This window comes from Pseudomonas sp. B21-019 (assembly GCF_024749225.1).
Lineage (GTDB): Bacteria > Pseudomonadota > Gammaproteobacteria > Pseudomonadales > Pseudomonadaceae > Aquipseudomonas.
In genome coordinates, this window is the sequence record NZ_CP087193.1 from 5,064,900 (window position 1) to 5,091,128 (window position 26,229).

General features: G+C 58.3%; 21 protein-coding genes and 1 pseudogene. 1 reads left to right on the top strand and 21 read right to left on the bottom strand.

All coding sequences use genetic code 11. The annotated features are described in order from the left end of the window. Nucleotides 1–23: 23 nt before the first annotated feature. The 21 genes and pseudogenes from eno to rpsB all read right to left on the bottom strand — a co-directional run bounded on the left by eno (nucleotide 24) and on the right by rpsB (nucleotide 25,028). The gene (gene eno, locus LOY36_RS22670) at nucleotides 24–1,313 is read right to left on the bottom strand and encodes a phosphopyruvate hydratase (protein WP_007940523.1); all 1,290 of its coding nucleotides are present in this window, start codon (nucleotides 1,311–1,313) and stop codon (nucleotides 24–26) included. Nucleotides 1,314–1,470: 157 nt separating this feature from the next. Continuing rightward, the gene (kdsA, locus tag LOY36_RS22675; RefSeq protein ID WP_015093773.1) at nucleotides 1,471–2,316 is read right to left on the bottom strand and encodes a 3-deoxy-8-phosphooctulonate synthase; all 846 of its coding nucleotides are present in this window, start codon (nucleotides 2,314–2,316) and stop codon (nucleotides 1,471–1,473) included. Nucleotides 2,317–2,321: 5 nt separating this feature from the next. Beyond that, nucleotides 2,322–3,953: a CTP synthase gene (locus tag LOY36_RS22680; protein WP_258671050.1), complete on the bottom strand. Its 1,632-nt coding sequence runs from the start codon at nucleotides 3,951–3,953 to the stop codon at nucleotides 2,322–2,324. A 274-nt stretch (nucleotides 3,954–4,227) separates the two neighbouring features. Then, nucleotides 4,228–5,556, bottom strand: a complete 1,329-nt coding sequence (gene tilS, locus LOY36_RS22685; RefSeq protein ID WP_258671051.1) for a tRNA lysidine(34) synthetase TilS — start codon at nucleotides 5,554–5,556, stop codon at nucleotides 4,228–4,230. A gap of 150 nt (nucleotides 5,557–5,706) precedes the next feature. Continuing rightward, nucleotides 5,707–6,654: an acetyl-CoA carboxylase carboxyltransferase subunit alpha gene (locus LOY36_RS22690; RefSeq protein WP_018927007.1), complete on the bottom strand. Its 948-nt coding sequence runs from the start codon at nucleotides 6,652–6,654 to the stop codon at nucleotides 5,707–5,709. 150 nt (nucleotides 6,655–6,804) lie between these two features. Next, nucleotides 6,805–10,326, bottom strand: coding sequence for a DNA polymerase III subunit alpha (dnaE, locus tag LOY36_RS22695; protein WP_258671052.1), 3,522 nt, complete (start codon nucleotides 10,324–10,326; stop codon nucleotides 6,805–6,807). An 82-nt stretch (nucleotides 10,327–10,408) separates the two neighbouring features. Then, a complete protein-coding gene (gene rnhB / locus LOY36_RS22700) occupies nucleotides 10,409–11,050 on the bottom strand; it encodes a ribonuclease HII (protein ID WP_258671053.1) in 642 nt (213 codons plus the stop codon). Further along, complete coding sequence (gene lpxB / locus LOY36_RS22705) at nucleotides 11,050–12,177, bottom strand: lipid-A-disaccharide synthase (protein ID WP_019581019.1); 1,128 nt, start codon at nucleotides 12,175–12,177, stop codon at nucleotides 11,050–11,052. Before lpxB ends, rnhB begins: the two co-directional genes overlap by 1 nt. Before the next feature lie 2 nt (nucleotides 12,178–12,179). Then, complete coding sequence (gene lpxA / locus LOY36_RS22710) at nucleotides 12,180–12,956, bottom strand: acyl-ACP--UDP-N-acetylglucosamine O-acyltransferase (RefSeq protein WP_007940512.1); 777 nt, start codon at nucleotides 12,954–12,956, stop codon at nucleotides 12,180–12,182. Continuing rightward, nucleotides 12,953–13,393 (bottom strand): 3-hydroxyacyl-ACP dehydratase FabZ, encoded by a 441-nt coding sequence (gene fabZ / locus LOY36_RS22715; protein WP_007940511.1) that lies wholly within the window; start codon nucleotides 13,391–13,393, stop codon nucleotides 12,953–12,955. Before fabZ ends, lpxA begins: the two co-directional genes overlap by 4 nt. 109 nt (nucleotides 13,394–13,502) lie before the next feature. Continuing rightward, the gene (gene lpxD, locus LOY36_RS22720; protein ID WP_258671054.1) at nucleotides 13,503–14,558 is read right to left on the bottom strand and encodes a UDP-3-O-(3-hydroxymyristoyl)glucosamine N-acyltransferase; all 1,056 of its coding nucleotides are present in this window, start codon (nucleotides 14,556–14,558) and stop codon (nucleotides 13,503–13,505) included. A 3-nt stretch (nucleotides 14,559–14,561) separates the two neighbouring features. Then, a complete protein-coding gene (locus LOY36_RS22725; RefSeq protein ID WP_007940508.1) occupies nucleotides 14,562–15,065 on the bottom strand; it encodes an OmpH family outer membrane protein in 504 nt (167 codons plus the stop codon). A gap of 45 nt (nucleotides 15,066–15,110) precedes the next feature. Continuing rightward, nucleotides 15,111–17,489, bottom strand: a complete 2,379-nt coding sequence (gene bamA / locus LOY36_RS22730) for an outer membrane protein assembly factor BamA (protein WP_018927013.1) — start codon at nucleotides 17,487–17,489, stop codon at nucleotides 15,111–15,113. 72 nt (nucleotides 17,490–17,561) lie between these two features. Continuing rightward, nucleotides 17,562–18,913 (bottom strand): annotated as a pseudogene (gene rseP, locus LOY36_RS22735) (RIP metalloprotease RseP). Between the two features lie 52 nt (nucleotides 18,914–18,965). Next, the gene (ispC, locus tag LOY36_RS22740) at nucleotides 18,966–20,156 is read right to left on the bottom strand and encodes a 1-deoxy-D-xylulose-5-phosphate reductoisomerase (protein WP_019647806.1); all 1,191 of its coding nucleotides are present in this window, start codon (nucleotides 20,154–20,156) and stop codon (nucleotides 18,966–18,968) included. Beyond that, a complete protein-coding gene (locus LOY36_RS22745; protein ID WP_018927016.1) occupies nucleotides 20,153–20,959 on the bottom strand; it encodes a phosphatidate cytidylyltransferase in 807 nt (268 codons plus the stop codon). The genes ispC and LOY36_RS22745 overlap by 4 nt, the downstream gene beginning before the upstream one ends. Further along, entirely contained in the window at nucleotides 20,959–21,714 is a 756-nt protein-coding gene (gene uppS / locus LOY36_RS22750) for a polyprenyl diphosphate synthase (RefSeq protein ID WP_007940503.1), read from the bottom strand. The genes LOY36_RS22745 and uppS overlap by 1 nt, the downstream gene beginning before the upstream one ends. Before the next feature lie 14 nt (nucleotides 21,715–21,728). Continuing rightward, nucleotides 21,729–22,286: a ribosome recycling factor gene (frr, locus tag LOY36_RS22755; RefSeq protein WP_007940501.1), complete on the bottom strand. Its 558-nt coding sequence runs from the start codon at nucleotides 22,284–22,286 to the stop codon at nucleotides 21,729–21,731. After that, a complete protein-coding gene (gene pyrH / locus LOY36_RS22760; RefSeq protein ID WP_003198235.1) occupies nucleotides 22,283–23,026 on the bottom strand; it encodes a UMP kinase in 744 nt (247 codons plus the stop codon). The genes frr and pyrH overlap by 4 nt, the downstream gene beginning before the upstream one ends. A gap of 210 nt (nucleotides 23,027–23,236) precedes the next feature. Then, nucleotides 23,237–24,100 (bottom strand): translation elongation factor Ts, encoded by an 864-nt coding sequence (gene tsf, locus LOY36_RS22765; protein ID WP_018927018.1) that lies wholly within the window; start codon nucleotides 24,098–24,100, stop codon nucleotides 23,237–23,239. 190 nt (nucleotides 24,101–24,290) lie between these two features. Further along, a complete protein-coding gene (rpsB, locus tag LOY36_RS22770; RefSeq protein ID WP_018927019.1) occupies nucleotides 24,291–25,028 on the bottom strand; it encodes a 30S ribosomal protein S2 in 738 nt (245 codons plus the stop codon). A gap of 373 nt (nucleotides 25,029–25,401) precedes the next feature. Here rpsB and map point away from each other — a divergent pair, with 373 nt between their 5' ends. After that, nucleotides 25,402–26,184, top strand: a complete 783-nt coding sequence (gene map, locus LOY36_RS22775; RefSeq protein ID WP_258671055.1) for a type I methionyl aminopeptidase — start codon at nucleotides 25,402–25,404, stop codon at nucleotides 26,182–26,184. Nucleotides 26,185–26,229: the final 45 nt, after the last annotated feature.

Genomic DNA, 26,229 nt, shown 5'->3' on the forward strand with positions numbered 1-26,229 from the left:
GGTGTCTTTTTATCGTTTACCACTCAGCCGCGGAATTCGCTACGGCCGTTGTACTTGGCTTTGCCATTCAACTGCTCTTCGATACGCAGCAGTTGGTTGTACTTGGAAACGCGGTCGGAACGGCACAGCGAACCGGTCTTGATCTGGCCAGCCGAGGTGCCCACGGCCAGGTCGGCAATGGTCGAATCTTCGGTTTCGCCGGAGCGGTGCGAGATCACGGCGGTGTAACCAGCGGCCTTGGCCATCTGGATGGCTTCCAGGGTTTCGGTCAGGGTGCCGATCTGGTTGAACTTGATCAGGATCGAGTTGGCGATCTTTTTGTCGATGCCTTCTTTCAGGATCTTGGTGTTGGTCACGAACAGGTCGTCGCCTACCAGCTGAGTCTTCTCGCCGATCTTGTCGGTGAGGATTTTCCAGCCAGCCCAGTCGGACTCGTCCAGACCGTCTTCGATGGAGATGATCGGGTAACGCTCGGTCAGACCTTTCAGGTAGTCGGCGAAACCTTCAGCAGTGAACACCTGGCCTTCGCCGGACAGGTTGTACTTGCCATCTTCGTAGAATTCGCTGGCCGCGCAGTCCAGGGCCAGGGTCACGTCGGTGCCCAGCTTGTAACCGGCGTTGGCCACGGCTTCGGAGATCACTTTCAAAGCGTCTTCGTTGGAAGCCAGGTTCGGCGCGAAACCACCTTCGTCACCAACGGCAGTGCTCAGGCCACGGGCCTTCAGAACGGCTTTGAGGTGATGGAAAATCTCGGTGCCCATGCGCAGACCTTCCGAGAAAGACTTGGCGCCAACCGGCTGAACCATGAATTCCTGGATGTCGACGTTGTTATCGGCGTGCTCGCCACCGTTGATGATGTTCATCATCGGAACCGGCATCGAGTAAACACCCGGGGTACCGTTCAGGTTGGCAATGTGAGCGTACAGCGGCAGGTCCTGGTCCTGTGCTGCTGCCTTGGCTGCGGCCAGGGAAACGGCGAGGATCGCGTTGGCGCCCAGGGTCGCTTTGTTTTCGGTGCCATCAAGCTTGATCATCGCGTGATCCAGCGCTTTCTGGTCGCTTGGGTCTTTGCCCAGCAACAGGTCACGGATCGGACCGTTGATGTTGGCTACGGCCTTGAGCACGCCTTTACCCAGGTAACGGCTCTTGTCGCCATCACGCAGCTCGAGCGCTTCACGCGAGCCAGTGGAAGCACCGGATGGCGCGCAAGCGCTGCCGATGATGCCGTTATCGAGAAGCACGTCTGCTTCCACAGTGGGATTGCCACGGGAGTCGAGAACTTCACGACCTTTGATGTCGACGATTTTTGCCATTGTTGTAAACACTCCAAAGTTGACGAAAACGACGCAGCTGAAGGAAATCTTTTATCGTCGGCAAGCGACAGACAACGGGCAGGCTTGCGGACGATAAGGCTCAAGCCCGAGGGCTTGAGCATTTATACCGTGCGGTACTTTACCGGAGAAATGAGGTTTACGCGGTTTCTACCGTCGGAAAACTCTTCACCAGTTCGTCCAATGCTTTGAGCTGGGCCAGGAAAGGCTCCAGTTTGTCCAGACGCAAGGCGCAAGGGCCGTCGCATTTGGCATTGTCCGGGTCCGGGTGCGCTTCGAGGAACAGCCCGGCCAGCGACTGGCTCATGCCAGCCTTGGCGAGGTCAGTGACCTGGGCACGACGACCGCCGGCGGAATCGGAGCGACCGCCAGGCATTTGCAGCGCGTGGGTCACGTCGAAGAACACCGGGTATTCGAACTGCTTCATGATGCCGAAGCCGAGCATGTCGACCACGAGATTGTTGTAGCCGAAGCTCGAACCACGTTCGCAGAGGATCAACTGATCGTTACCGGCTTCCACGCACTTGTTCAGGATGTGTTTCATTTCCTGAGGCGCGAGAAACTGGGCTTTCTTGATGTTGATCACCGCGCCGGTCTTGGCCATCGCGACCACGAGGTCGGTCTGGCGCGACAGGAAGGCCGGCAACTGGATGATATCGCAGACTTCAGCGACGACCGCGGCCTGATCAGGCTCGTGGACGTCGGTGATGATCGGTACGCCAAAGGCTTGCTTGATGTCCTGGAAAATCCGCATGCCCTCTTCCAGGCCAGGGCCACGGTAAGAGGTCACAGAAGAACGGTTCGCCTTGTCGAAACTGGCCTTGAACACGTAAGGGATACCGAGTTTTTCGGTGACCTTTACGTACTCTTCGCAGACCTGCATCGCCATGTCACGGCTTTCCAGCACGTTCATGCCACCGAACAGCACCATTGGCTTGTCGTTGGCAATCTCGATATCGCCTACGCGGATGATCTTCTGCGCCATCAGGTTTACGCCTTCTTCTGGTGTTGAGCCAAAGCGGCTTTAACGAAACCGCTGAACAACGGGTGACCGTCGCGTGGCGTCGAGGTGAACTCTGGGTGGAACTGGCAAGCGACGAACCATGGGTGATCCGGTGCTTCAACCACTTCAACCAGCGCGCCATCACCGGAACGACCGGAGATTTTCAGGCCGGCCTCAATGATTTGCGGCAGCAGGTTGTTGTTCACTTCGTAGCGATGACGGTGACGCTCGACGATCACATCCTTGGCGTAGCAATCGTGCACCAGGGAACCTGGCTCAAGCAGGCAGTCCTGAGCGCCAAGGCGCATGGTGCCGCCCAGATCGGACGATTCGGTACGGGTTTCGACGGCGCCGGTGGCATCTTCCCACTCGGTGATCAGACCGACCACCGGGTGACCGCTGGTGCGATCGAACTCAGTGGAGTTGGCATCTTTCCAGCCCATGACGTTACGAGCGAACTCGATAACGGCCACTTGCATGCCCAGGCAGATACCCAGGTAAGGAACCTTGTTTTCGCGAGCGTATTGAACGGCAGTGATCTTGCCTTCAACACCACGCAGACCGAAGCCGCCCGGTACCAGAATCGCGTCGACGCCTTCCAGCAGAGCAGTGCCCTGGTTTTCGATGTCTTCGGAATCGATGTAGCGCAGGTTGACCTTGGTGCGGTTGCTGATGCCGGCGTGACTCATCGCTTCGATCAGCGACTTGTAGGCGTCCAGCAGTTCCATGTACTTGCCGACCATGGCGATGGTGACTTCGTGCTCCGGGTTCAGCTTGGCATCAACCACCGCTTCCCACTCGGACAGATCGGCGCTGTCGCATTGCAGGCCGAAACGCTCGACGACGAAATCATCCAGGCCCTGGGAGTGCAGAATGCCCGGGATCTTGTAGATGGTGTCGGCGTCTTCCAGCGCGATCACCGCACGTTCTTCAACGTTGGTGAACTGCGCGATCTTGCGACGCGAAGAAATGTCGATCGGGTGATCGGAGCGGCACACCAGCACGTCAGGCTGCAGGCCGATGGAACGCAGTTCCTTGACCGAGTGCTGGGTTGGCTTGGTTTTGGTTTCGCCGGCAGTGGCGATGTACGGCACCAGTGTCAGGTGCATCAGCATCGCGCGCTTGGCGCCGACTTCGAAACGCAATTGACGGATCGCCTCGAGGAACGGTTGCGACTCAATGTCACCCACGGTGCCACCAATCTCGACCATGGCCACGTCGGCATCGCCGGCGCCCTTGATGATCCGGCGCTTGATTTCGTCGGTGATGTGCGGGATCACCTGAATGGTTGCGCCCAGGTAATCACCACGGCGCTCTTTGCGCAGGACGTGTTCGTAGACACGGCCAGTGGTGAAGTTGTTGTTCTGGGTCATGGTCGTGCGGATGAACCGCTCGTAGTGGCCCAGGTCCAGGTCGGTCTCGGCGCCGTCGTGGGTGACGAACACTTCACCGTGCTGGAACGGGCTCATGGTGCCCGGGTCAACGTTGATGTACGGGTCCAGCTTCAGCATGGTGACCTTAAGTCCCCGCGCCTCCAGGATGGCCGCCAATGAAGCCGAGGCAATGCCTTTCCCCAATGAAGAAACAACACCGCCCGTGACGAATATGTAGCGCGTCATGAAAAACCCTAGAAGTCTGCGTTAAAGCGGTCCGAGCCGCCGGGGAAAGCGAAGGAAGGCCGAAGCCCCCGATCACCTGCATTAATCACAGTGCACCTTTCAAAAAAACCGCCGCGTTGGGACAGACCGGAAGATGAAACACCGGTAGGTTGCTCGCTACACATTTTTTGGAATCGCCCAGCAAAGACTGCTTGGTAATCGGCAACTCCTGCGATTCAGGCGAATCCACAGAAGTTGTATCAAGAAGGGAGCGTAGTCTACCGGAAAGCCCCTTTCAGCTCAAACCTTGATCTTCGATCGGCGGCTGCCAATGCAAATACCAGCCACTGCACTCACTGCCATTCAGCCCCCGCAGGTTCGCCACCGCCAGCAATTGCGGGCCCTTGTAGACCAGCGGCAATCTGCCACGGGCGAAGCCCGGCACACCGCTTTCGTTGAGCAAACGCTTCAAGTCACGGTGACCGCGATCGGGCAAACTCATGACTTCGCCGCCCTGACGATAGCGGATCTGCAACGGGCCATCGGGGATCTGGCCGGTGAGTGTGAGCACGCCATTATCCGGTAACGCCAGCAATACCGCGGGGTCAGCCCAGGACACCGGGGATGGCGGAGTGCGCAACCATCCACCTGACAACCACCAGAGACGCCCACCAGCGCGATGCAGTTCGCCCGCCGCCAATCGCCAGATCGGACGTGCATCGCCGGTCGCATCGCGCAAACTCTCCCAACCCGACCAATGGTCACTGTCTGGCAAAGATGTCAGCGGTTTGAGCCAATGACTCAGGGCATTGCGCTGGCGTGCATCAGAGAGCTTTTCCAGGGGCGCCAGTTCCAGCGACGGCAACCCCAGCCAATCGAAATCACTGACGGTGCCGGCCTGGGCCAGATCAATTTGCGCCAGGTCGTCGAGCAACCCCTGCGCCTCACTCAGATGCGCAGCGCTGCGAGCTATGGTCGCCACTGCTTGCGGCCAGCGCGCGGTCAACACGGGGAACACCTGATGACGCAGGTAATTGCGCGAGAACTGCCGGTCCTGATTCGACGGATCTTCGATCCAGTTCAGCTGATATTCCGTGGCGTAGGCCTCAAGCTCGGCGCGAGTGACATCAAGCAGTGGTCGCAGCAGATGCCCATGCCCCAAAGGACGCTCACTCGGCATCCCCGACAAACCTCTCACCCCTGCCCCGCGCATCAGCCGAAACAACAGGGTTTCCGCTTGATCGTCACGGTGCTGACCTGTGAGCAGCACTTCACCGGCGTGAGTCGCCGCGATGAAGGCGCCGTAACGCGCATCCCGCGCCGCACGCTCAAGGCTCGCGCCGGGTTCAACCTGAACACGCACAACCTCCAGCGGCACACCCAACGCATCACAGACCGACTGACAATGCTCCGGCCACGCATCAGCCGCAGCCTGCAGGCCGTGGTGGACATGTATGGCGGTGAGCGCCGGCAAGGATTCGGTTTTTGCGAGGTACGCGAGAAGGTGCAGCAGGACGGTGGAATCGAGACCACCGGAGAAGGCGATGCGCCAGGTTGTGGCGTTACGCCACGGAACCAGCCCCTGGAGAAGCCTGGCTGGCAAATCAATCGTCTTAGGGCTCATAGACGTCAGTCGCTTCACATAGACCCATTGTGGGAGCGAGCCTGCTCGCGAAGGCTGCTTAACAATCAACATATTTGTTGATTGTTATACCGCAATCGCGAGCAGACGAACGTCGCCCGGCTCTTCCCACAAGGCTATAGCGCGATCAGATCAGAGACCGTAGCTCATCAGACGCTCGTAACGACGGGCCAGCAGCGCGTCGTTGTCGAACTTCTTCAGCATCGCCAGTTGCGAGCTCAGCTCGGCGCGGATCGAGGCAGCGGCAGCGGCCGGATCACGATGAGCGCCGCCCAACGGCTCGCCGATCACTTTATCGACAATGCCCAGACCCTTCAGACGCTCGGCAGTGATGCCCATCGCTTCAGCGGCATCCGGGGCTTTCTCGGAAGTTTTCCACAGAATCGAAGCGCAACCTTCCGGCGAAATCACCGCGTAGGTCGAATATTGCAGCATGTTCAGCTGATCGCAGACGCCGATTGCCAGCGCACCACCGGAACCACCCTCACCGATCACAGTGGCGATGATTGGGGTTTTCAGGCGAGCCATGACGCGCAGGTTCCAGGCAATCGCTTCGCTCTGGTTGCGCTCTTCGGCGTCGATGCCAGGGTAAGCGCCCGGGGTATCGATAAAGGTCAGGATCGGCATTTTGAAACGCTCGGCCATTTCCATCAGGCGGCACGCCTTGCGGTAGCCTTCAGGGCGCGGCATGCCGAAGTTGCGGCGAACCTTCTCACGCACTTCGCGACCTTTCTGGTGACCGATAACCATCACCGGCTGGTCGTCCAGGCGAGCAACACCGCCAACGATGGCAGCGTCGTCGGAGAAGTGACGGTCGCCGTGCAACTCATCGAACTCGGTGAAGATGTGTTCGATGTAGTCCAGGGTGTACGGACGTTTCGGGTGACGCGCCAGACGCGCGATCTGCCAGCTGGTCAGCTTGCCGAAGATGTCTTCGGTCAGCGTGCTGCTCTTGTCCTGTAGGCGGGAGATCTCATCGCCGATATTCAGCGAATTGTCATTACCGACCAAGCGCAACTCTTCGATCTTGGCTTGCAGGTCGGCGATCGGCTGTTCGAAATCTAGAAAATTCGGGTTCATAGGCGTCCGTCTAGGGTCGCGTCCAAGAAAGCTTGGGCCGGCCGGTTGTCTATTCGCGCCCTACCTTAAGGGACAGGCGCGTTCAGGTCGAGATTAAAAATTCGGGTCGGGATCAGGCGTGTTCCCATGGTAAGGAATGGCGCCTGACCGTCAACGGTATTGGAGGAAGACGTTGTCTCGCCCGAACTGGTCACGCAGGGCTTGAATCAAGGCATCCGCCGGGTCGATCCGCCAGGTCTCGCCAAACTGCAACAAGGCCTTCGCATCGGGGCTGGTGTAGTCCATGGTGATCGGGCACGCACCGCGATGACGCTTCAACAACTCGCCCAACCAGCGTAGCTGATCGCCCTTGAGGTCCTTTGCATGCAACTTCAGGCGCAGGCTTTCGGCCAGGTTGGTGCGCGCATCTTCCATGCTCATCACCCGCTTGACCCGCAACCGCAGGCCACCGGAGAAGTCGTCGTTGCTGACTTCGCCTTCGACCACCACCATCGCATCGGTCTGCAACAGTGACTGCGCGGAATGGAACGCATCGGCGAACAACGAGGCTTCGATCCGCCCGGAGCGGTCGTCGAGGGTGATGAAGCCCATCTTGTCGCCCTTTTTGTTCTTCATCACTCGCAGGGCGATGATCATGCCCGCGACCGTTTGCGTGTCGCGAGCCGGCTTCAGGTCGATGATGCGCTGACGGGCGAAGCGACGGATCTCGCCTTCGTACTCGTCGATCGGGTGGCCGGTGAGGTACAGGCCCAAGGTGTCTTTCTCGCCTTTCAGGCGTTCCTTGAGGGTCAGTTCCTTGGCCTTGCGGTGATTGGCGTAGACGTCGGCGTCTTCTTCAACAAACAGACCGCCAAACAGATCGGCATGCCCACTGTCGTGGGTACGAGCGGTTTGTTCGGCAGCCTTGATCGCCTCTTCCATGGCCGTCAACAACACCGCGCGGTTGCGGTCGATGTTGGCCTGATAGGCTTTCTGCTCATCGTGGAAATACGGACCAAGGCGGTCCAGGGCACCACTGCGGATCAAGCCGTCGAGGGTGCGTTTGTTGATACGCTTGAGGTCGACCCGGGCGCAAAAATCAAACAGATCCTTGAACGGCCCGTCTTGCCGCGCCTCGGTAATCGCTTCGACCGGGCCTTCGCCCACGCCCTTGATCGCGCCCAGACCGTAAATGATGCGGCCTTCGTCGTTCACCGTGAACTTGAACTCCGAGGTGTTCACGTCCGGCGCGTCGAGGCGCAGCTTCATGGTCCGCACTTCTTCGATCAAGGTCACGACCTTGTCGGTGTTGTGCATATCCGCCGACAGTACCGCGGCCATGAACGGCGCCGGATAGTGGGCTTTCAGCCACGCGGTCTGGTACGACACCAGGCCGTAGGCAGCGGAGTGGGATTTGTTGAAGCCGTAACCGGCGAATTTTTCTACCAGGTCGAAAATGTTACCGGCAAGGTCAGCGTCGATATTGTTGGTGGCGCAACCTTCAATGAAACCGCCGCGCTGCTTGGCCATTTCTTCGGGTTTTTTCTTACCCATGGCTCGACGCAACATGTCCGCACCGCCAAGGGTGTAACCAGCCATGACCTGGGCAATCTGCATCACCTGTTCCTGATACAGGATGATGCCGTAAGTCGGCGCCAATACCGGCTTGAGGCCTTCGTACTGGTAGTCCGAGTGCGGGTACGCGAGTTCGGCGCGACCGTGCTTACGGTTGATGAAGTCGTCCACCATGCCCGATTGCAGCGGGCCCGGACGGAACAGGGCCACCAGTGCGATCAAGTCTTCCAGGCAGTCGGGCTTGAGCTTTTTGATCAGCTCTTTCATGCCCCGCGACTCGAGCTGGAACACCGCGGTGGTTTCGGCTTTTTGCAGCAGCGTGTAAGTCGGTTTGTCGTCCAGCGGGATGAACGCAATGTCCAGCGGCGGTTCGTTGACCTTGGCGCGGTCGCGGTTGATGGTTTTCAGTGCCCAGTCGATGATCGTCAGGGTCCGAAGCCCCAGGAAGTCGAACTTCACCAGACCGGCAGCCTCGACATCATCCTTGTCGAACTGGGTTACCAGACCGTCGCCCGCTTCGTCGCAATAGATCGGCGAGAAGTCGGTCAGCTTGGTCGGCGCGATGACCACACCACCGGCGTGTTTACCGACGTTACGCACAACGCCTTCGAGCTTGCGCGCCATTTCCCAGATTTCCGCGGCTTCTTCATCGACCTTGATGAAGTCGCGCAGGATTTCTTCCTGTTCGTAGGCTTTTTCCAGGGTCATGCCGACTTCGAACGGAATCATCTTCGACAGACGATCCGCCAGGCCGTAGGACTTGCCCTGCACCCGCGCCACGTCACGGACCACAGCCTTGGCCGCCATGGAACCGAAGGTGATGATCTGGCTTACCGCGTTACGGCCGTACTTCTCGGCCACGTAATCGATCACGCGGTCGCGACCGTCCATGCAGAAGTCGACGTCGAAGTCGGGCATGGAAACCCGTTCCGGGTTAAGGAACCGTTCGAACAGCAGGTCATATTCCAGCGGGTCAAGGTCGGTGATCTTCTGCACATAGGCCACCAGCGACCCGGCACCCGACCCCCGGCCAGGCCCCACCGGCACGCCGTTGTTCTTGGCCCACTGGATAAAGTCCATCACGATCAGGAAGTAACCGGGGAACCCCATCTGGATGATGATATCCAGCTCGAAATTCAGCCGGTCGACATAGACCTGACGCTTGGCTTCGTAGTCTTCGGTGGTGTCTTTGGGCAGCAGAACCGTGAGGCGCTCTTCCAGACCGTCGAAGGAAACCTTGCGGAAGTACTCGTCGATGGTCATGCCATCGGGAATCGGGAAGTTGGGCAGGAAGTGCTTGCCCAACTTCACTTCGATGTTGCAGCGCTTGGCGATCTCGACCGTGTTCTCCAGCGCCTCAGGCAGGTCGCTGAACAGCTCGGCCATTTCCTCGGCGCTTTTGAGGTATTGCTGATCGCTGTAATTCTTCGAACGCCGCGGATCGTCGAGGGCGCGGCCTTCACCGATGCAAACGCGGGTTTCGTGGGCTTCGAAGTCTTCCTGCTTGATGAAGCGCACGTCGTTGGTCGCCACCAGCGGCGCGCCGATTTTCTCGGCCAGGGCCACTGCACCGTGCAGTTGTTCTTCGTCGTTGGGGCGGTTGGTGCGCTGGATTTCCAGGTAGAAACGATCCGGGAACACCGCCATCCACTCGCGAGCCAGGGTTTCGGCTTCGTCCGGGTTGCCGCCGAGCATCGCCAGACCGATTTCACCCTCTTTCGCCGCCGACAGCATGATCAAGCCTTCGCTGGCTTCGGCCACCCACTCGCGCTCGATGATGATCGAACCATTGCGCTGGCCGTCGATGAAACCACGGGAGATCAGTTCGGTGAGGTTGCGATAACCCGTGGCGTTCATCGCCAGCAGGCTGATCCGGCTCAAGGGGTTGTCCGGATCCTTGTTCGACAGCCACAGGTCGGCGCCACAGATCGGCTTGATCCCGGCGCCCATGGCGGCTTTATAGAATTTGACCAGGGAACACATATTGTTCTGGTCAGTGACCGCCACGGCAGGCATGTTCATGCCGACCAGGGTCTTGACCAGCGGTTTGATCCGCACCAGACCGTCGACCAGGGAATATTCAGTGTGCAGGCGTAGATGAACGAATGAAGCCGGCATAGTGATCCTGTCTAGAAACTAGAAACGTGAAGACAACAAGGCCCGGATTGTACCGGGCCTTGAGTAAAACATCAGCCTGCGACTAACCCTCGATCAGGTTTTCCCGCGCTTCATACGCCAGGCGTACCGGGGCGAACGAACGACGGTGAATCGGTGTCGGCCCCAGACGCGTCAGCGCTTCCAGATGAACGGGCGTCGGGTAGCCTTTGTGGCCACCGATACCGTAACCGGGGTAAATCAGTTCGAACGCCGCCATTTCACGGTCACGGCTGACCTTGGCCAGAATTGACGCCGCCGCAATGGCCGGGACCTTGCCATCACCCTGGATCACCGCTTCGGCGCGCATCGAAAGCTTCGGGCACCGGTTGCCATCAATCATCGCCAGTTTCGGCTGAATGTGCAGGCCCTCGACCGCACGCTGCATGGCCAGCATGGTGGCATGAAGAATGTTCAACTCGTCGATTTCTTCGACTTCGGCGCGAGCGATGCACCAGCTCAGGGCTTTTTCGCAAATCTCGTCGTAGAGCTTTTCGCGGCGGGCTTCGGTGAGCTTCTTCGAATCGTTGAGGCCAAGGATCGGCCGGCTCGGGTCGAGGATCACCGCCGCCGTCACCACGGCACCGCATAGCGGGCCGCGACCGACTTCATCAACACCCGCCACCAGATCTTCAACTTCATCGACCAGCATAAAATCCAGGCCCAGCTGCTTGCTTGCTTTGCTCATTATGCTCTGCCAATCAGGTTCAGTACCGCGTCCGCTGCCTGATTGGAGGCGTCCAGTCGCAGGGTTCGGTGGATTTCGTCAAAGCCTCGGGTCTGCTCCTCGCCACCTTCGATCAGCGGCGACAGAGTCTGGGCCAGGGCTTCGACTGTCGCATCGTCCTGCAACAACTCTGGCACCAGCAGGCGCTGGGCCAGCAAATTCGGCAACGAGACGTAGGGACTCTTCACCATCCGTTTGAGAATCCAGAACGTCAGCGGTGCCAGGCGATAAGCGACAACCATCGGCCGCTTGTACAGCAATGCTTCCAGAGTGGCGGTGCCCGAAGCGATCAACACCGCGTCGCACGCCGCCAGCGCCAGATGGGATTTGCCGTCGAGCAAGGTCAGCGGCAGATCGCGACCAGCCAGCAGCTCTTCCAACTGGGCCCGACGCTCCGGACTGGCGCACGGCATGACGAATCGCACGCCCGGACGCATGGCCCGCAGGCGCTGAGCAGTGTCGAGGAACAACGCACCGAGGCGCCCGACTTCACCGCCACGACTGCCCGGCATCAGGGCAACCAACGGCCCGTCCGGCAAACCGAGCTCAGCCCGCGCGGCGGCACGATCGGCCTCAAGCGGGATCGCATCGGCCAGGGAATGCCCGACAAACCGTACCGGCACGCCCTTCTCTTCATAAAATTTAGCTTCGAACGGGAACAGCGTCAGCATCAGGTCGCAACCTTCGCGAATCTTCAGCACCCGCTTCTGTCGCCAGGCCCAGACCGACGGGCTGACGTAATGCACGGTCTTGATCCCGGCCTGACGCAGCTTGAGTTCGATATTGAGGTTGAAGTCCGGGGCATCGATACCGATGAACACGTCCGGCTTCTCGGCGATCAGGTCCGCAACCAGTTTCTTGCGACGGGCCAACAGCTCGCGCAAACGGCCCAGCACTTCCACCAGCCCCATGACAGAAAGGCGTTCCATCGGGAAATACGAGGTCAGGCCTTCGGCCTGCATCAGCGGACCGCCGACACCAATGAACTCGACCGCCGGATGCTGTGCCTTGAGCGCACGCATGAGACCCGCACCCAGAATGTCACCGGAAGCCTCACCCGCCACCAGCGCAATACGCAGATTGGCCATGATTAGCGGGTGATGCCGCGGGTCGAAGACTGGATGGAATCACGGAACACCGCGACTTCCGGGAACTGCAGCGAGGGTTCGGCCAGCTCGGCGAGCGCTTGCTCGACTGTCAGGCCCTGGCGGTAAACCACCTTGTAGGCACGACGCAGCGCGTGGATCGCATCTTCGCTGAAGCCGCGACGGCGCATGCCTTCGAAGTTCATGCTACGAGCTTCAGCGGGGTTGCCGAATACCGTGACGTACGCTGGAACGTCTTTGCCAATGGCAGTGCCCATGCCGGAAAAGCTGTGGGCGCCAATGTGGCAATACTGGTGAACCAGGGTGAAGCCGGACAGGATCGCCCAGTCTTCAACGTGCACATGCCCCGCCAACGCGGTGTTGTTGACCAGGATGCAATGATTGCCGATAACGCTGTCGTGACCGATGTGGGCATAGGCCATGATCAGGTTGTGATCACCCAGGGTCGTTTCCGAACGGTCCTGAATGGTCCCGCGGTGAATCGTCACGCCTTCACGGATGACGTTGTGGTCACCGATGACCAGACGGGTTTCCTCGCCCTTGTATTTCAGATCGGGCGTGTCCTCACCTACCGAAGAAAACTGGTAGATGCGGTTGTGCTTACCGATTCGGGTCGGGCCCTTGAGAATCACATGCGGCCCGATCACTGTCCCCTCGCCGATTTCCACACCTGCGCCGACAATCGACCAAGGGCCGACTTCGACGTCGTCGGCCAGGATGGCCGTCGGATCGATGATTGCGCGAGGGTCAATCAAACTCATAGTTTGCGTTCCGCACAGATGATTTCAGCGGAGCAGACTGGCTTGCCATCGACCGAAGCCTGGCATTCGAACTTCCAGATCTGACGCTTGCAGCTGATGAACTTGGCTTCAAGAATCAATTGATCGCCCGGCAGCACAGGCTGACGGAAGCGCAGCTTGTCGGAGCCGACGAAGTAGTAAAGCGTGCCATCGGCCGGTTTCACGTCGAGCATTTTGAAACCAAGGATCCCGGCAGCCTGAGCCATTGCTTCGATGATCAGTACGCCCGGCATGATTGGATGCGCAGGGAAGTGACCATTGAAGAACGGTTCGTTGATGCTGACATTCTTGTAGGCGCGAATGCGCTTGCCTTCCACATCCAGATCCACGACCCGGTCCACCAGCAGGAACGGGTAACGGTGAGGCAGGTATTCGCGAATCTCGTTGATGTCCATCATTTCGGGGGGAAGCCTATGTAAAGATTGGGAGCGCGCGACTGACGCGCACTCCTCTAGCAAATCAAGGGAGGCAGTCTAGCGGCTGTGCACACTTGATATGGAAATGGTATCAGCCATCTGATGAAGCATTACCGTCAGGGGTCACGTCCCCTACACGCTTTTCCAGCTGTCGCAGACGTCGCGCGATGTCATCGAGCTGACGGATACGTGCCGCGCTTTTGCGCCATTCGGCTGCCGGTTGCATCGCCGTACCGGAAGAATAGGAACCCGGCTCGGTAATCGAGTGAGTCACCATGGTCATCCCGGTCAGGAAAACGTTGTCGCAAATGTCGATATGCCCCACCAGCCCTACGCCACCGGCGAGCATGCAATGCTTGCCGATTTTGGTGCTGCCGGAAATTCCCACGCACGCGGCCATGGCCGTGTGGTCACCAACCTGGACGTTGTGGGCAATCTGAATCTGGTTGTCGAGCTTCACACCATTACCAATGACGGTATCGGCCAGCGCGCCACGATCGATAGCGGTATTTACGCCTATTTCCACGTCGTCTCCAATCGAGACGCCACCGATCTGGGCAATTTTCTGCCAGACACCTTTCTCGTTGGCAAAACCGAAGCCTTCACCACCGAGCACGGCACCGGATTGAATCACCACCCGTTTGCCGATGCGCACGTCGTGATACAGCGTGACGCGCGGGGCCAACCAGCCGCCCTCGCCAATTTCGCAGCGTGCACCGATGAAGCAATGCGCACCAACGGTCACACCGGCGCCAATACGCGCCGCACTTTCGATGACCGCAAAGGCACCGATGCTCGCCGCCGGATCGACCACCGCATCCACTGCCACTACCGCTGTCGGATGAATACCGGCCGGCGCCTTGGGCTTGGGATCGAACAGATGGGAAATGCGCGCATAAGCCAAATATGGATCAGCCACCACCAGCGCATCACCAGCAAAACCTTCAGCGTCAGCGGCCTTCAGCAACACGGCTGCGGCCTGACTGTCAGCCAGGTATTTACGGTATTGAGGATTTGCCAGAAAGCTCAACTGAGCTGGGCCAGCCTCTTGCAAAGTGGCCAGCCCAGTAATTTCTTTCTCCGGGTCGCCACGTAAGGTGGCGCCGAGGAACTCGGCCAGCTGGCCGAGCTTTATAGTCGCTGTCATGGGTTACTTCAGCTGATTCATGCGCTCGATAACCTGGCGAGTGATGTCGTACTGAGGCTTGACATCAATCACTGCGCCACGCTCGAAGACCAGGTCATAAGCACCTTTCTTGATGACTTCTTCCACAGCGCTGTCCAGTTTCGGCTTGAGCTGCTTCAGCATTTCACGGTCGGCAACGGCTTTGGCTTCGTTCAGCTCCTTGGACTGGAACTGGAAATCACGGGCCTTTTGCTTGAACTCGAGCTCCAGACGTTCACGCTCGCCTTGCTGCATCTTGTCGCCACCGGCCATCAGACGGTCCTGGATACCCTTGGCGCTGCTTTCCAGGCTCTTGAGCTTGGTCAGTTGCGGGCCGAATTTTTTCTCGGCATCCACGGCGTATTTCTTCGCCGCATCGGATTCCAGCAGTGCCATCTGATAGTTCAGAACGGCGATTTTCATGTCGGCAAAAGCCGGACCTGCAACCAGCACGGTCGCCAGGAGAACCAATTGAGTCAACTTACGCACGATGCACTCCTACAAAATCCATTGTCATTATCTTGGGTCAGACGCTTAGAACGTCTGGCCGAGGGAGAATTGGAACACTTGAGTCTCTGCATTGCTGTCCGGTTTTTTGACCGGCATCGCCAAGGCGAAGCTCAACGGACCAAGGGCGGTAACCCATGTCACACCGACACCCACCGAACTGGCCATATTGCTCAGGCTGACGTCGTTACACTGAGTATTGGACTTGGAACCATCGGCGTTGGTGCTCTGCTTGCAAGTCGAATCGAACACATTACCCACGTCCCAGAATACCGAAGTGCGCAAGGAACGCTGATCTTTCACGAACGGCATAGGGAATAGAACTTCTACACCACCCTGAATCAGGACGTTACCACCAAACGGCAGTGGATCCTGGTCCGGGTCGGTTGCGGTGCCCGGGTTCACGCCCCGGCTCGGCGTACTACGAGGCCCCAGGGTGCTGTCCTTGAAGCCACGAACCGAGTTGAAACCACCTGCGTAATAGTTTTCATAGAACGGCAAGCCGTCGGTCGAACCATAACCATCGCCATAGCCCAGCTCGGTGTGGAGGCGCATGGTGTAGTTTTCAGACAACGGCTGGAACAATTGACCGCGATAATCGAGCTTGAAGAACGACAAGTCGCTGCCCGGTGTCGTGGCTTCCGCGGTCAAGCTCTGGGAGTGACCACGGGTCGCCAGTACCCCTTTGTTCAAGGTGGATTCAGACCAACCGGCCGATGCCTTGAAGTTGAGGTACTGATCACCTTCCTTGTTAACGAAGTCGAAGATTTCGTCGACGGTGTAAAGACCCGTCTTGATCTTGTCTTGTTGTGCAGACAAACCAAACGTCAGACGCGAAGTCTCGCTGATCGGGTAACCAACGTTGACACCTGCGCCCAGGCTGTCTACGGCGTAGCTGGCTACGTTGACATCGAGGTCTTTGTAGTCGGTCGTACGATAGAAAGCGTTGTAACCCAGGCTCACACCGTCAGCAGTCCAGTAGGGGTCGACATAACCAAAGTTATAACGGCTTTGGTACTGACTGCGAGTCAAGCCGATGCTGACCTTGTTACCGGTACCCAGGAAGTTGTTCTGAGTGATCGAACCACCAAGGATCAGACCGGCGCTCTGGGCGAAACCGACGCTGGCGGTAATCGAACCGGAAGCCTGCTCTTCAACGCTGTAGTTCACGTCAACCTGATCGTCGACACCCGGCACGGCCGGCGTTTCGACGTTGACTTCCTTGAAGAAGCCCAGACGTTCCAGACGGGTCTTGGATTGGTCGATCAGGTAGGTCGAAGCCCAGCCGCCTTCCATCTGACGCATTTCACGGCGCAGCACTTCGTCTTCGGACTTGGTGTTGCCACGGAAGTTGATGCGGTTCACGTAAGCACGCTTGCCCGGATCGACAGCGAACGTGATATCGACCGTGTGATCTTCATCGTGAGGCTGAGGCACGCCGTTGACGTTAGCGAAGGTGTAACCCTCGTTACCCAGGCGGCGGGTGATCAGTTCGGAGGTGGTGGTCATCAGCTTGCGCGAGAACACCTGGCCTTTCTGCACCAGCAGCAGGGACTTGACCTGGTCTTCAGGCACTTTCAGGTCGCCGCTGAGCTTCACGTCACGAACGGTGTACTTCTCGCCTTCGTTGACGTTGACGGTGATATAGACGTGTTTCTTGTCCGGGGTGATGGACACCTGGGTCGAAGCGATATCCATATTGATATAGCCACGGTCCAGGTAATAGGAGCGCAGACGCTCCAGGTCACCGGAGAGCTTTTCACGGGCGTACTTGTCATCGTTCTTGAAGAACGACAGCCAGTTGCTGGTCTTGAGTTCGAACAGGTCGATCAGGTCTTCATCAGGAAAGACCGTGTTGCCCACCACGTTGATGTGCTGGATCGCCGCTACGGTGCCTTCGTTGATGTTGACCTTCAGGGCAACGCGGTTACGCGGCTGCGGTACCACTTCGGTGTCGACGGTAGCCGAGTAGCGGCCCTGAGCGACGTATTGACGCTGCAGTTCGTTACGCACACCTTCGAGGGTCGCGCGCTGGAAGATCTCGCCTTCGGCCAGACCGGACTGTTTGAGGCCCTTCATCAGGTCTTCAGTGGAGATCGCCTTGTTGCCTTCGATCTCGATACTGGCGACCGACGGACGCTCGACTACAGTGATGACCAGGACGTTGCCTTCACGGCCCAGCTGGATATCTTGAAAGAACCCGGTTTTGAACAGCGCACGAGTGGATTCCACCAGGCGACGATCATCCGCCTGCTCGCCGACGTTCAACGGCAAGGCACCAAAGACACTACCCGCGGAGACCCGCTGGAGGCCATTGACGCGAATATCAGAGATAGTGAAGGACTCGGCGTGAACTTCGGCGATCATCAATACGGTGAGAACCGCAGTTAGCAGCAGACGTTTCATGAAGTCCTTTCTTATTCCAACTGGCAATAAAAACTGCCGCAAAATGCGGCAGATTCGCAATTCAGCGAAGCGTTACAGTCGACCCAGATCATTGACCAGAGCAAGCAACATCACCCCGACCACCAAACTGATACCGATCTGTATCCCCCAACCTTGCACCCGATCCGACAAGGGACGACCACGCGCCCACTCGATCAGATAAAACAACAAATGCCCCCATCCAGTACAGGAATGGGCAGCAAATTCAGAACACCCAGGCTAATACTCAGATAAGCAAGGAAATTCAGGAAATCAGCGACGCCCGACTGGGCAGAAGCGCCCGCCACTTTAGCAATGGTTATCGGTCCACTCAAGTTTTTTACCGAGAGCTCGCCGAACAACATTTTCTTGAGCGAGTCGAGGGTCAGTACGCTCATGGTCCAGGTGCGTCGGGCACCCTCCCCAATCGCGGCCACCGGACCGTAACTGACTTCGCGAATCATCTCTGGTGGCCAATCGACCGCTTTCACCCCTGCGCCCAGATAGCCACTGGGTGCCTTGCTCTCGCCGCGCGTGGCCAGCGTCACAGGGACGTCGATTTGAGCACCGTCGCGCTCAACGCGCAGCATGATTTTGGTATCTGGATGCAAACGGACGATGTCGACTACTTGCTGCCAGTCATCCAGTGCCTTGCCATCAAGGGCCAACAGACGGTCACCGGCCTTCAGTCCCGCAGCCTTCGCAGGCCCTTTCGGATCAATTTCGGCCAGCACCGGCGGCAATGCCGGACGCCAGGGGCGAATACCCAGCGAGTGAATAGGATCCGGCTCGTTAGCACCCTTGAGCCACTTGTCCAGCACCAGCTCACGAGGCGAATCCACGGTGGAGCCTTGTTCGCGGACCAGCACTTGAAGGGAACCGCTCTCGCCCAGGCGGCGGACCAGTTGCAGGTTCACCGCAGCCCAGCCGGAAGTTGGCTCGCCATCGATGGCAATAATTTCCTGCCCCGGGCTCAAACCTGCCCTGGAGGCGATACTGCCGGATTCGACCGCGCCGATAACCGGGCGCACCTGCTCGCTGCCCAGCATTGCCAATGCCCAGAAAAACACCATCGCCAATAGAAAGTTGGCAATCGGACCGGCTGCCACGATAGCAATGCGCTGACGGACGGACTTGCGATTGAAGGCGTGATCGAGCTGATCGGCCGGCACCTCACCCTCGCGCTCGTCGAGCATTTTCACGTAGCCACCCAGCGGGATGGCGGCAACCACGAATTCAGTGCCTTTGCTGTCGTGCCAGCGCAGCAGCGGCATGCCGAAGCCCACGGAGAAACGCAGCACTTTGACCCCACAGCGACGTGCGACCCAGAAATGGCCGAATTCGTGGAAGGTGACCAGCACGCCCAGCGCTACCAGGGTGCCGACAATCATATAGAGCGCGCTCATCTACTTTCTCCGCAATCCTATCGGTGCTGCATGGGCCAACGTATTGCAGCACTTATCGGCCGTGACGACTCAACCATTGCCCGGCCAGTACCCGTGCTTTCGCATCGGCCGTAAACACTGCCTCGAGATCATCAACCGCAACCACAGGCTCGAGGTTCAATACTTCCTCGATAATACTCGCGATTTCCAGATAGCGAACCCGTCCGTCGAGAAAGGCCGCCACAGCCACTTCATTCGCGGCATTGAGCATGGCCGGCGCGCTGTTACCAGCCTCGGCGGCTTGACGCGCAAGGCGCAGGCAAGGGAAACGCTCTTCATCGGGTGCCTGGAAATCCAGGCGAGCGATGGCGAACAGGTCCAACGGAGCAACACCCGAGTCGATCCGCTCTGGCCAGGCCAGGGCATTGGCAATCGGCGTGCGCATATCCGGATTACCCAACTGCGCCAGCACCGAACCATCGATATAGTCGACCAGCGAATGAATCACGCTTTGCGGGTGAATCACCACTTCGACCTGAGAGGGCGTAGCGTCGAACAGCCAGCAGGCCTCGATCAGCTCGAGCCCTTTGTTCATCATGCTGGCCGAATCCACCGAAATCTTGCGCCCCATGGACCAATTCGGGTGAGCACACGCTTGCTCGGGGGTAACATGCGCCAGTTCGGCCAGGGGCGTCTGCCGGAATGGACCACCAGAGGCTGTCAGCAAAATCCGGCGTACACCGACCGCACCCAAACCACGGGAGAAATCCTGCGGCATGCACTGGAAAATCGCGTTGTGTTCGCTGTCGATAGGCAGCAGTACCGAACCGCTTTTACGCACGGCCTGCATGAACAGCGCACCGGACATCACCAGCGCTTCTTTATTGGCCAAAAGAATCTTTTTGCCGGCCTCGACCGCCGCCAGGGTCGGACGCAAACCCGCCGCCCCGACGATCGCCGCCATCACTGCATCGACTTCTGGATCCGAGGCAATCTGACACAAGCCCTCCTCTCCCACCAGAACACGGGTCGACAGGCCAGCCGCATGCAATTCGTCCTGCAAGCCTCGGGCAGCGCCAGATTCCGGCACGACCGCGAAACGTGGCGTATGACGCACGCACAGCGCAAACAGCTCACTCAAACGAGTGAAACCGCTCAAGGCGAATACCTGATAGCGTTCGGGGTGACGGGCGATGACGTCCAGAGTGCTCAGACCAATCGAGCCGGTCGCCCCCAGCACGGTAATCTGTTGTGGGCGACTCACGATGCCGCCATCCACAGCAGCACGGCGAACACCGGAATCGCCGCTGTCAGACTGTCGATGCGGTCCAGCACACCGCCGTGCCCCGGCAGCAGATTACTGCTGTCCTTGATCCCCGACTGGCGCTTGAACATACTTTCAGTGAGGTCGCCCACCACCGAAATGAACACAATGATCGCAGCACCGAACAGGCCCATCAGCATCTGAGCGAAACTCCAGTCCCGCGCAAAACCGACGATTGCCGTGATCACCAGGCTCAGCAGCAAGCCGCCGTACACGCCCTCCCAGCTCTTGCCAGGGCTGACCTGTGGTGCCAGCTTGCGCTTGCCGAAGGCTCGACCGGAAAAGTACGCACCGATATCGGCGCCCCAGACCAGCACCATCACGGCCATGATCAGCCAGTTGCCCAAGGGCTCCTGCTTGATCAGGATCAAACCTTGCCAGGCCGGCAGCAGAATCAACAAACCGATCGCCAGTTTGCAGGCAGCGCTGGCCCAGTGTTCGCTGGACCGTGGATAAGTCAGCACCAGATAGGTGGCCACGCCCCACCAGAGCACCGAGGCGCCCAGCACCCAAGGCGCGAGCCCCGGCAGGATATGCATGACAAACAGCATCAACGCGACCACAGCCGCAAAAGCAACACGGATCGCTTGGCCAGCAAAACCTGCCAGGCGTGCCCATTCCCATGCCCCCAGCGTCACCACCAGCCCGATAAACAGCGCAAAACCGGACCCTTCAAGCAGGAAAAACCCGCACAGGGCAATCGGCAGCAGAATCAGTGCCGTGATGATTCGTTGTTTAAGCATTAAACCCGGGCTCCAGACTCGACCTGCTCGCTCGTTTTACCGAAGCGACGCTGGCGAGAAGCGAAATCAGCCAGCGCATTGCGCATGGCGTCGTGTTTGAAGTCCGGCCAGAACAGGTCGGAGAAGTACAACTCGGCGTAAGCCAGTTGCCACAGCAGGAAGTTACTGATGCGATGCTCGCCACCGGTACGGATGCACAAGTCCGGCAACGGCAGATCGCCGGTCGCCAGACAGGTTTGCAACAGCTCGGGAGTGATGTCTTCAGGGCGCAGATGCCCGGCCTGAACTTCACGCGCGAGACGCTGCGCGGCCTGCGCGATGTCCCACTGACCGCCGTAGTTGGCGGCAATCTGCAGGATAAAACGATTGGCGCCGGCAGTCATCGCCTCGGCTTCACGCATGGCAGCTTGAAGCTCCGGATGAAAACGCGAACGGTCGCCGATGATGCGCAAACTGATGTTGTTGTCGTTCAGGCGCTTGGCCTCGCGACGCAGCGCCCTGAAGAACAGATCCATCAAGGCACTGACCTCATCGGCCGGGCGCTGCCAGTTCTCACTGGAGAATGCAAACAGGGTCAGTACCTCAACCCCGGACTCCGCACACACCTCGATGACCGCACGAACAGCATCCACACCCGCTTTATGCCCGGCGACACCCGGCATAAAGCGCTTTTTCGCCCAACGATTATTACCATCCATGATGATCGCGACATGGCGCGGCACCGCGGACGGCGCAGTCTGCTTGGTCTTGTCCATTTGAAACTCGACCCTTATACGGCCATCAGGTCTTTTTCTTTTTCCGCCAACTTAGCGTCGATTTCAGCCACGAATTTCTTGGTCAGATCGTCGATCTCGCCAGTGGCGCGACGCTCTTCGTCTTCGCTGATTTCCTTTTCCTTGACCAGGTCCTTCAGCGAGCTGTTTGCATCGCGACGGATGTTGCGCACGGCAACACGGGCATCCTCAGCCACATCACGAGCCTGCTTGGTGAAGCCCCGGCGGGTTTCTTCGGTCAGGGCTGGCATGGAGATCAGCAGCAACTCACCCAGGTTGGTCGGGTTGAGGTTCAGGCCAGCGCTACCGATGGCCTTGTCGACCGCGCCCAGCATGTTGCGCTCGAAGGCAACGACCTGCAGGGTACGGGCGTCTTTAACGGTGATGTTCGCCACTTGCTTGATCGGAGTGTCGGCGCCGTAGTACGGAACCATCACGCCTTCCAGAATGCTTGGGTGCGCCTGGCCGGTACGGATACGGCCGAAGTTGTGCGCCAGCGATTCTACGGATTTCTGCATGCGCTCTTTAGCGTCTTTCTTGATTTCGTTGATCATTGTTGAACTTCCTCGATCAGGGTTCCTTCAGCGCCGCCATGTACGATATTCAACAGGGCACCGGGTTTGTTCATATTAAACACGCGCAACGGCATCTTGTGGTCGCGGCACAGGCAAATGGCCGTCAGATCCATCACACCCAGCTTGCGATCCAGCACTTCATCGTAGGTCAGATGATCGAACTTCTCGGCATGCGGGTCTTTGAACGGGTCAGCGGTGTAGACGCCATCAACCTTCGTTGCCTTGAGCACCACATCGGCATCGATTTCGATTGCGCGCAGGCAGGCAGCCGAGTCCGTAGTGAAGAACGGGTTGCCAGTACCGGCCGCGAAAATCACGACTTCCTTGGAGTTCAGGTGGCGCATGGCTTTGCGGCGATCATAGTGATCAGTCACGCCAACCATGGAAATGGCCGACATCACGATGGCCGAGATATTGGCACGTTCCAGCGCATCGCGCATCGCCAGGGCGTTCATCACAGTGGCCAGCATGCCCATGTGGTCGCCAGTGACCCGATCCATGCCGGCTGCGCTGAGCGCTGCGCCGCGGAACAGGTTACCCCCGCCGATCACCAGACCGACCTGAACACCGATGCCAACCAGCTGGCCAACTTCCAGTGCCATGCGATCCAGAACTTTCGGATCGATCCCGAACTCTTCCGAGCCCATCAGGGCCTCGCCGCTAAGCTTGAGTAGAATGCGTTTATAGCGAGCCTGATAACCACTGCCCTGCTGAGCCATTGCGAATCTCTCCTGCGGCGTATTTTAAAAATTCTTTGCGAGCTGTTTACAGCTGGCGTTCACTCTAGCTTGGCGCTGCTTCAGCACCATCGGAACATGGCTTTGTAAGCCAGTTCCAAAAGGAAACCAAATGAAATTGGCAACCCCATCTGAAAAGAGGCTGCGCGCGTAAGCGGGCAGCCTCTTCAGGGCGACAGTTAAAAAACCGTCTTATTGCTTGCTGGCAGCCAGCTGGGCAGCAACTTCTTCTGCGAAGTTGTCTACTGGCTTCTCGATGCCTTCGCCTACTTTGAAGTAGGTGAAAGAAACGATTTCAGCACCGGCTTTCTTGGCCAGGTCGCCGACCTTGATTTCAGGGTTCTTGACGAACGCCTGCTCAACCAGGCTCGCTTCAGCCAGGAACTTGCTGATACGGCCTTTGACCATGTTTTCAACGATGTTTTCTGGCTTGCCAGCGATCTTGTCAGCGTTGAGGGTCAGGAACACGCCCTTCTCGCGCTCGATCGCTTCAGCGGAAACTTCCGACGGCAGCAGGAATTCAGGGTTGGTAGCCGCTACGTGCATAGCGATGTCTTTGGCCAGCTCAACGTCGCCGCCCTTGAGAACAACCGCAACACCGATCTTGTTGCCGTGCAGGTAGCCACCAACAACATCGCCTTCAACGCGAGCCAGGCGACGAATGTTGACGTTTTCGCCAACCTTGCCAACCAGAACCAGACGATCAGCTTCACGCGCTTCGATCAGCGGAGCAGCATCGGTCAGTTTGTCAGCGAACGCTTTTTCAATGCTGGCAGCAACAAATGCCTTGAAGTCGTCCTGCAGAGCCAGGAAGTCGGTCTGCGAGTTCACTTCCAGCAGAACGGCGGATTTACCGTCTTCCTTGAGAGCGATTGCGCCTTCAGCGGCAACGTTGCCGGCTTTCTTGGCAGCCTTGATGGCGCCCGAAGCGCGCATGTCATCAATGGCTTTTTCGATGTCGCCGCCAGCCTTGGTCAAGGCCTTTTTGCAGTCCATCATGCCTTCGCCGGTACGCTCGCGCAGTTCTTTGACCAACGCTGCAGTAATCTCTGCCATTTTCAAATTCCTCTTGGATAGGTTTTCAACCATTCCACCCGATCGAACGGGCGATCAATTCTTCCCGAACCACCCTTGTTAGCTGCCGCACGTTACAGATAAAGCAGTGGGCGCCGACAAATGGTTTTCGAGGTGGCAAAAAGGGGGCCAAGCCCCCTTTTTGCTTACTGAGTCAACGCCAGGGCGTCAATTACTCAGCTGCAGCCTGAGTTTCTTCAGCTACGAACTCTACAGTGCCGCCAGCAACATTGTTGCGACCACGGATAACAGCGTCAGCCATCGAACCCATGTACAGCTGGATAGCGCGGATTGCGTCATCGTTGCCTGGGATGATGTAGTCAACGCCTTCCGGGCTGCTGTTGGTATCGACTACGCCGATAACCGGGATGCCCAGCTTGTTGGCTTCGGTGATCGCGATGCGCTCGTGATCAACGTCGATAACGAACAGAGCGTCTGGCAGACCGCCCATGTCCTTGATACCACCCAGGGAACGATCCAGCTTCTCAAGATCGCGAGTGCGCATCAGCGCTTCTTTCTTGGTCAGCTTGGCGAAAGTACCGTCTTCGGCTTGCACTTCAAGGTCACGCAGACGCTTGATGGAAGCACGGATGGTTTTGAAGTTGGTCAGCATGCCGCCCAACCAGCGGTGATCGACGTACGGCGAACCGCAACGTGCTGCTTCTTCAGCAACGATCTTGCCAGCGGAACGCTTGGTGCCAACGAACAGAATCTTGTTTTTGCCCTGGGCCAGACGCTCTACGAAAGTCAGAGCTTCGTTGAACATTGGCAGGGTTTTTTCAAGGTTGATGATGTGAATCTTGTTACGCGCGCCGAAAATGTACTTACCCATTTTCGGATTCCAGTAACGGGTTTGGTGACCGAAGTGCACACCGGCCTTCAGCATATCGCGCATGTTGACTTGGGACATGATAGTTCCTTAATAAGTCGGGTTTGGCCTCCACGTATCCCAATGACCAACCAGCAGCATCAGCTGAAGGCACCCAGGTCATCGTGTCGACACGTGTGTGGATTTAAGCTTTTCAGGGTATCCCCGGAAAGCGGCGCATTTTATACCACAAGGCCGGAAAAAACGGAACCCGGATTCTGAAAACCTGGCGAATGCTTTTGATCCCGCCCTTGGAATCCCCCAAGAATGCGCCATCCTATAGAGAGAAGCGATGCACAGAAGCTCAGATTTGCCCTGATCGTCTGGTAGAATCGCGTTTTTCAGGGCCGCGACGATCGTTCGCGCAGTGCCCATTTCGTTTTAGAAGGCGCCATTGAGCGCAGAGAGAGCCTGTATGACCGTCACCCTCAAAACCCCAGAGGACATCGCAAAAATGCGGATCGCCGGCAAATTGGCCGCCGATGTGCTGGAAATGATTGCCGATTATGTCAAACCGGGCGTTACCACCGAAGAGCTGGACCGCATCTGCCACGACTACATCGTCAACGAGCAGAAAGCCATTCCTGCCCCGCTCAACTACAAGGGCTTTCCGAAGTCGATCTGTACCTCGATCAACCACGTGGTCTGCCATGGCATCCCGAACGAGAAGCCGTTGAAGGATGGCGACACGCTGAACATCGACGTCACGGTGATCAAGGATGGCTACCACGGCGATACCAGCCGTATGTTCCACGTTGGCACCGTGCCGGTCTGGGCCGAGCGTCTGTCCCAGGTGACTCAGGAATGCATGTACAAGGCCATCGAGCTGGTCAAGCCCGGCTGCCGCCTGGGCGATATCGGTGAAGTGATCCAGAAGCACGCGGAAAAGAACGGTTTCTCGGTGGTTCGCGAGTTCTGCGGCCACGGCATCGGCAAGGTGTTCCACGAAGAACCGCAGATCCTGCACTACGGCCGCGCCGGCACCGGCATGGAACTGAAATCCGGCATGACCTTCACCATCGAGCCGATGATCAACCAGGGCAAGGCCGACACCAAGGTGCTGGGCGATGGCTGGACTGCGATCACCAAGGACCGCAAGTTGTCGGCGCAATGGGAGCACACCCTGCTGGTGACCGATACCGGCTACGAGATCTTCACCCTGCGCAGCGACGACACCATCCCGCGCGTTTCGGCCTGATCCCGCCCGCTCCGTTCCCAGCCTTATAGAAAGGAAAGCTAATCG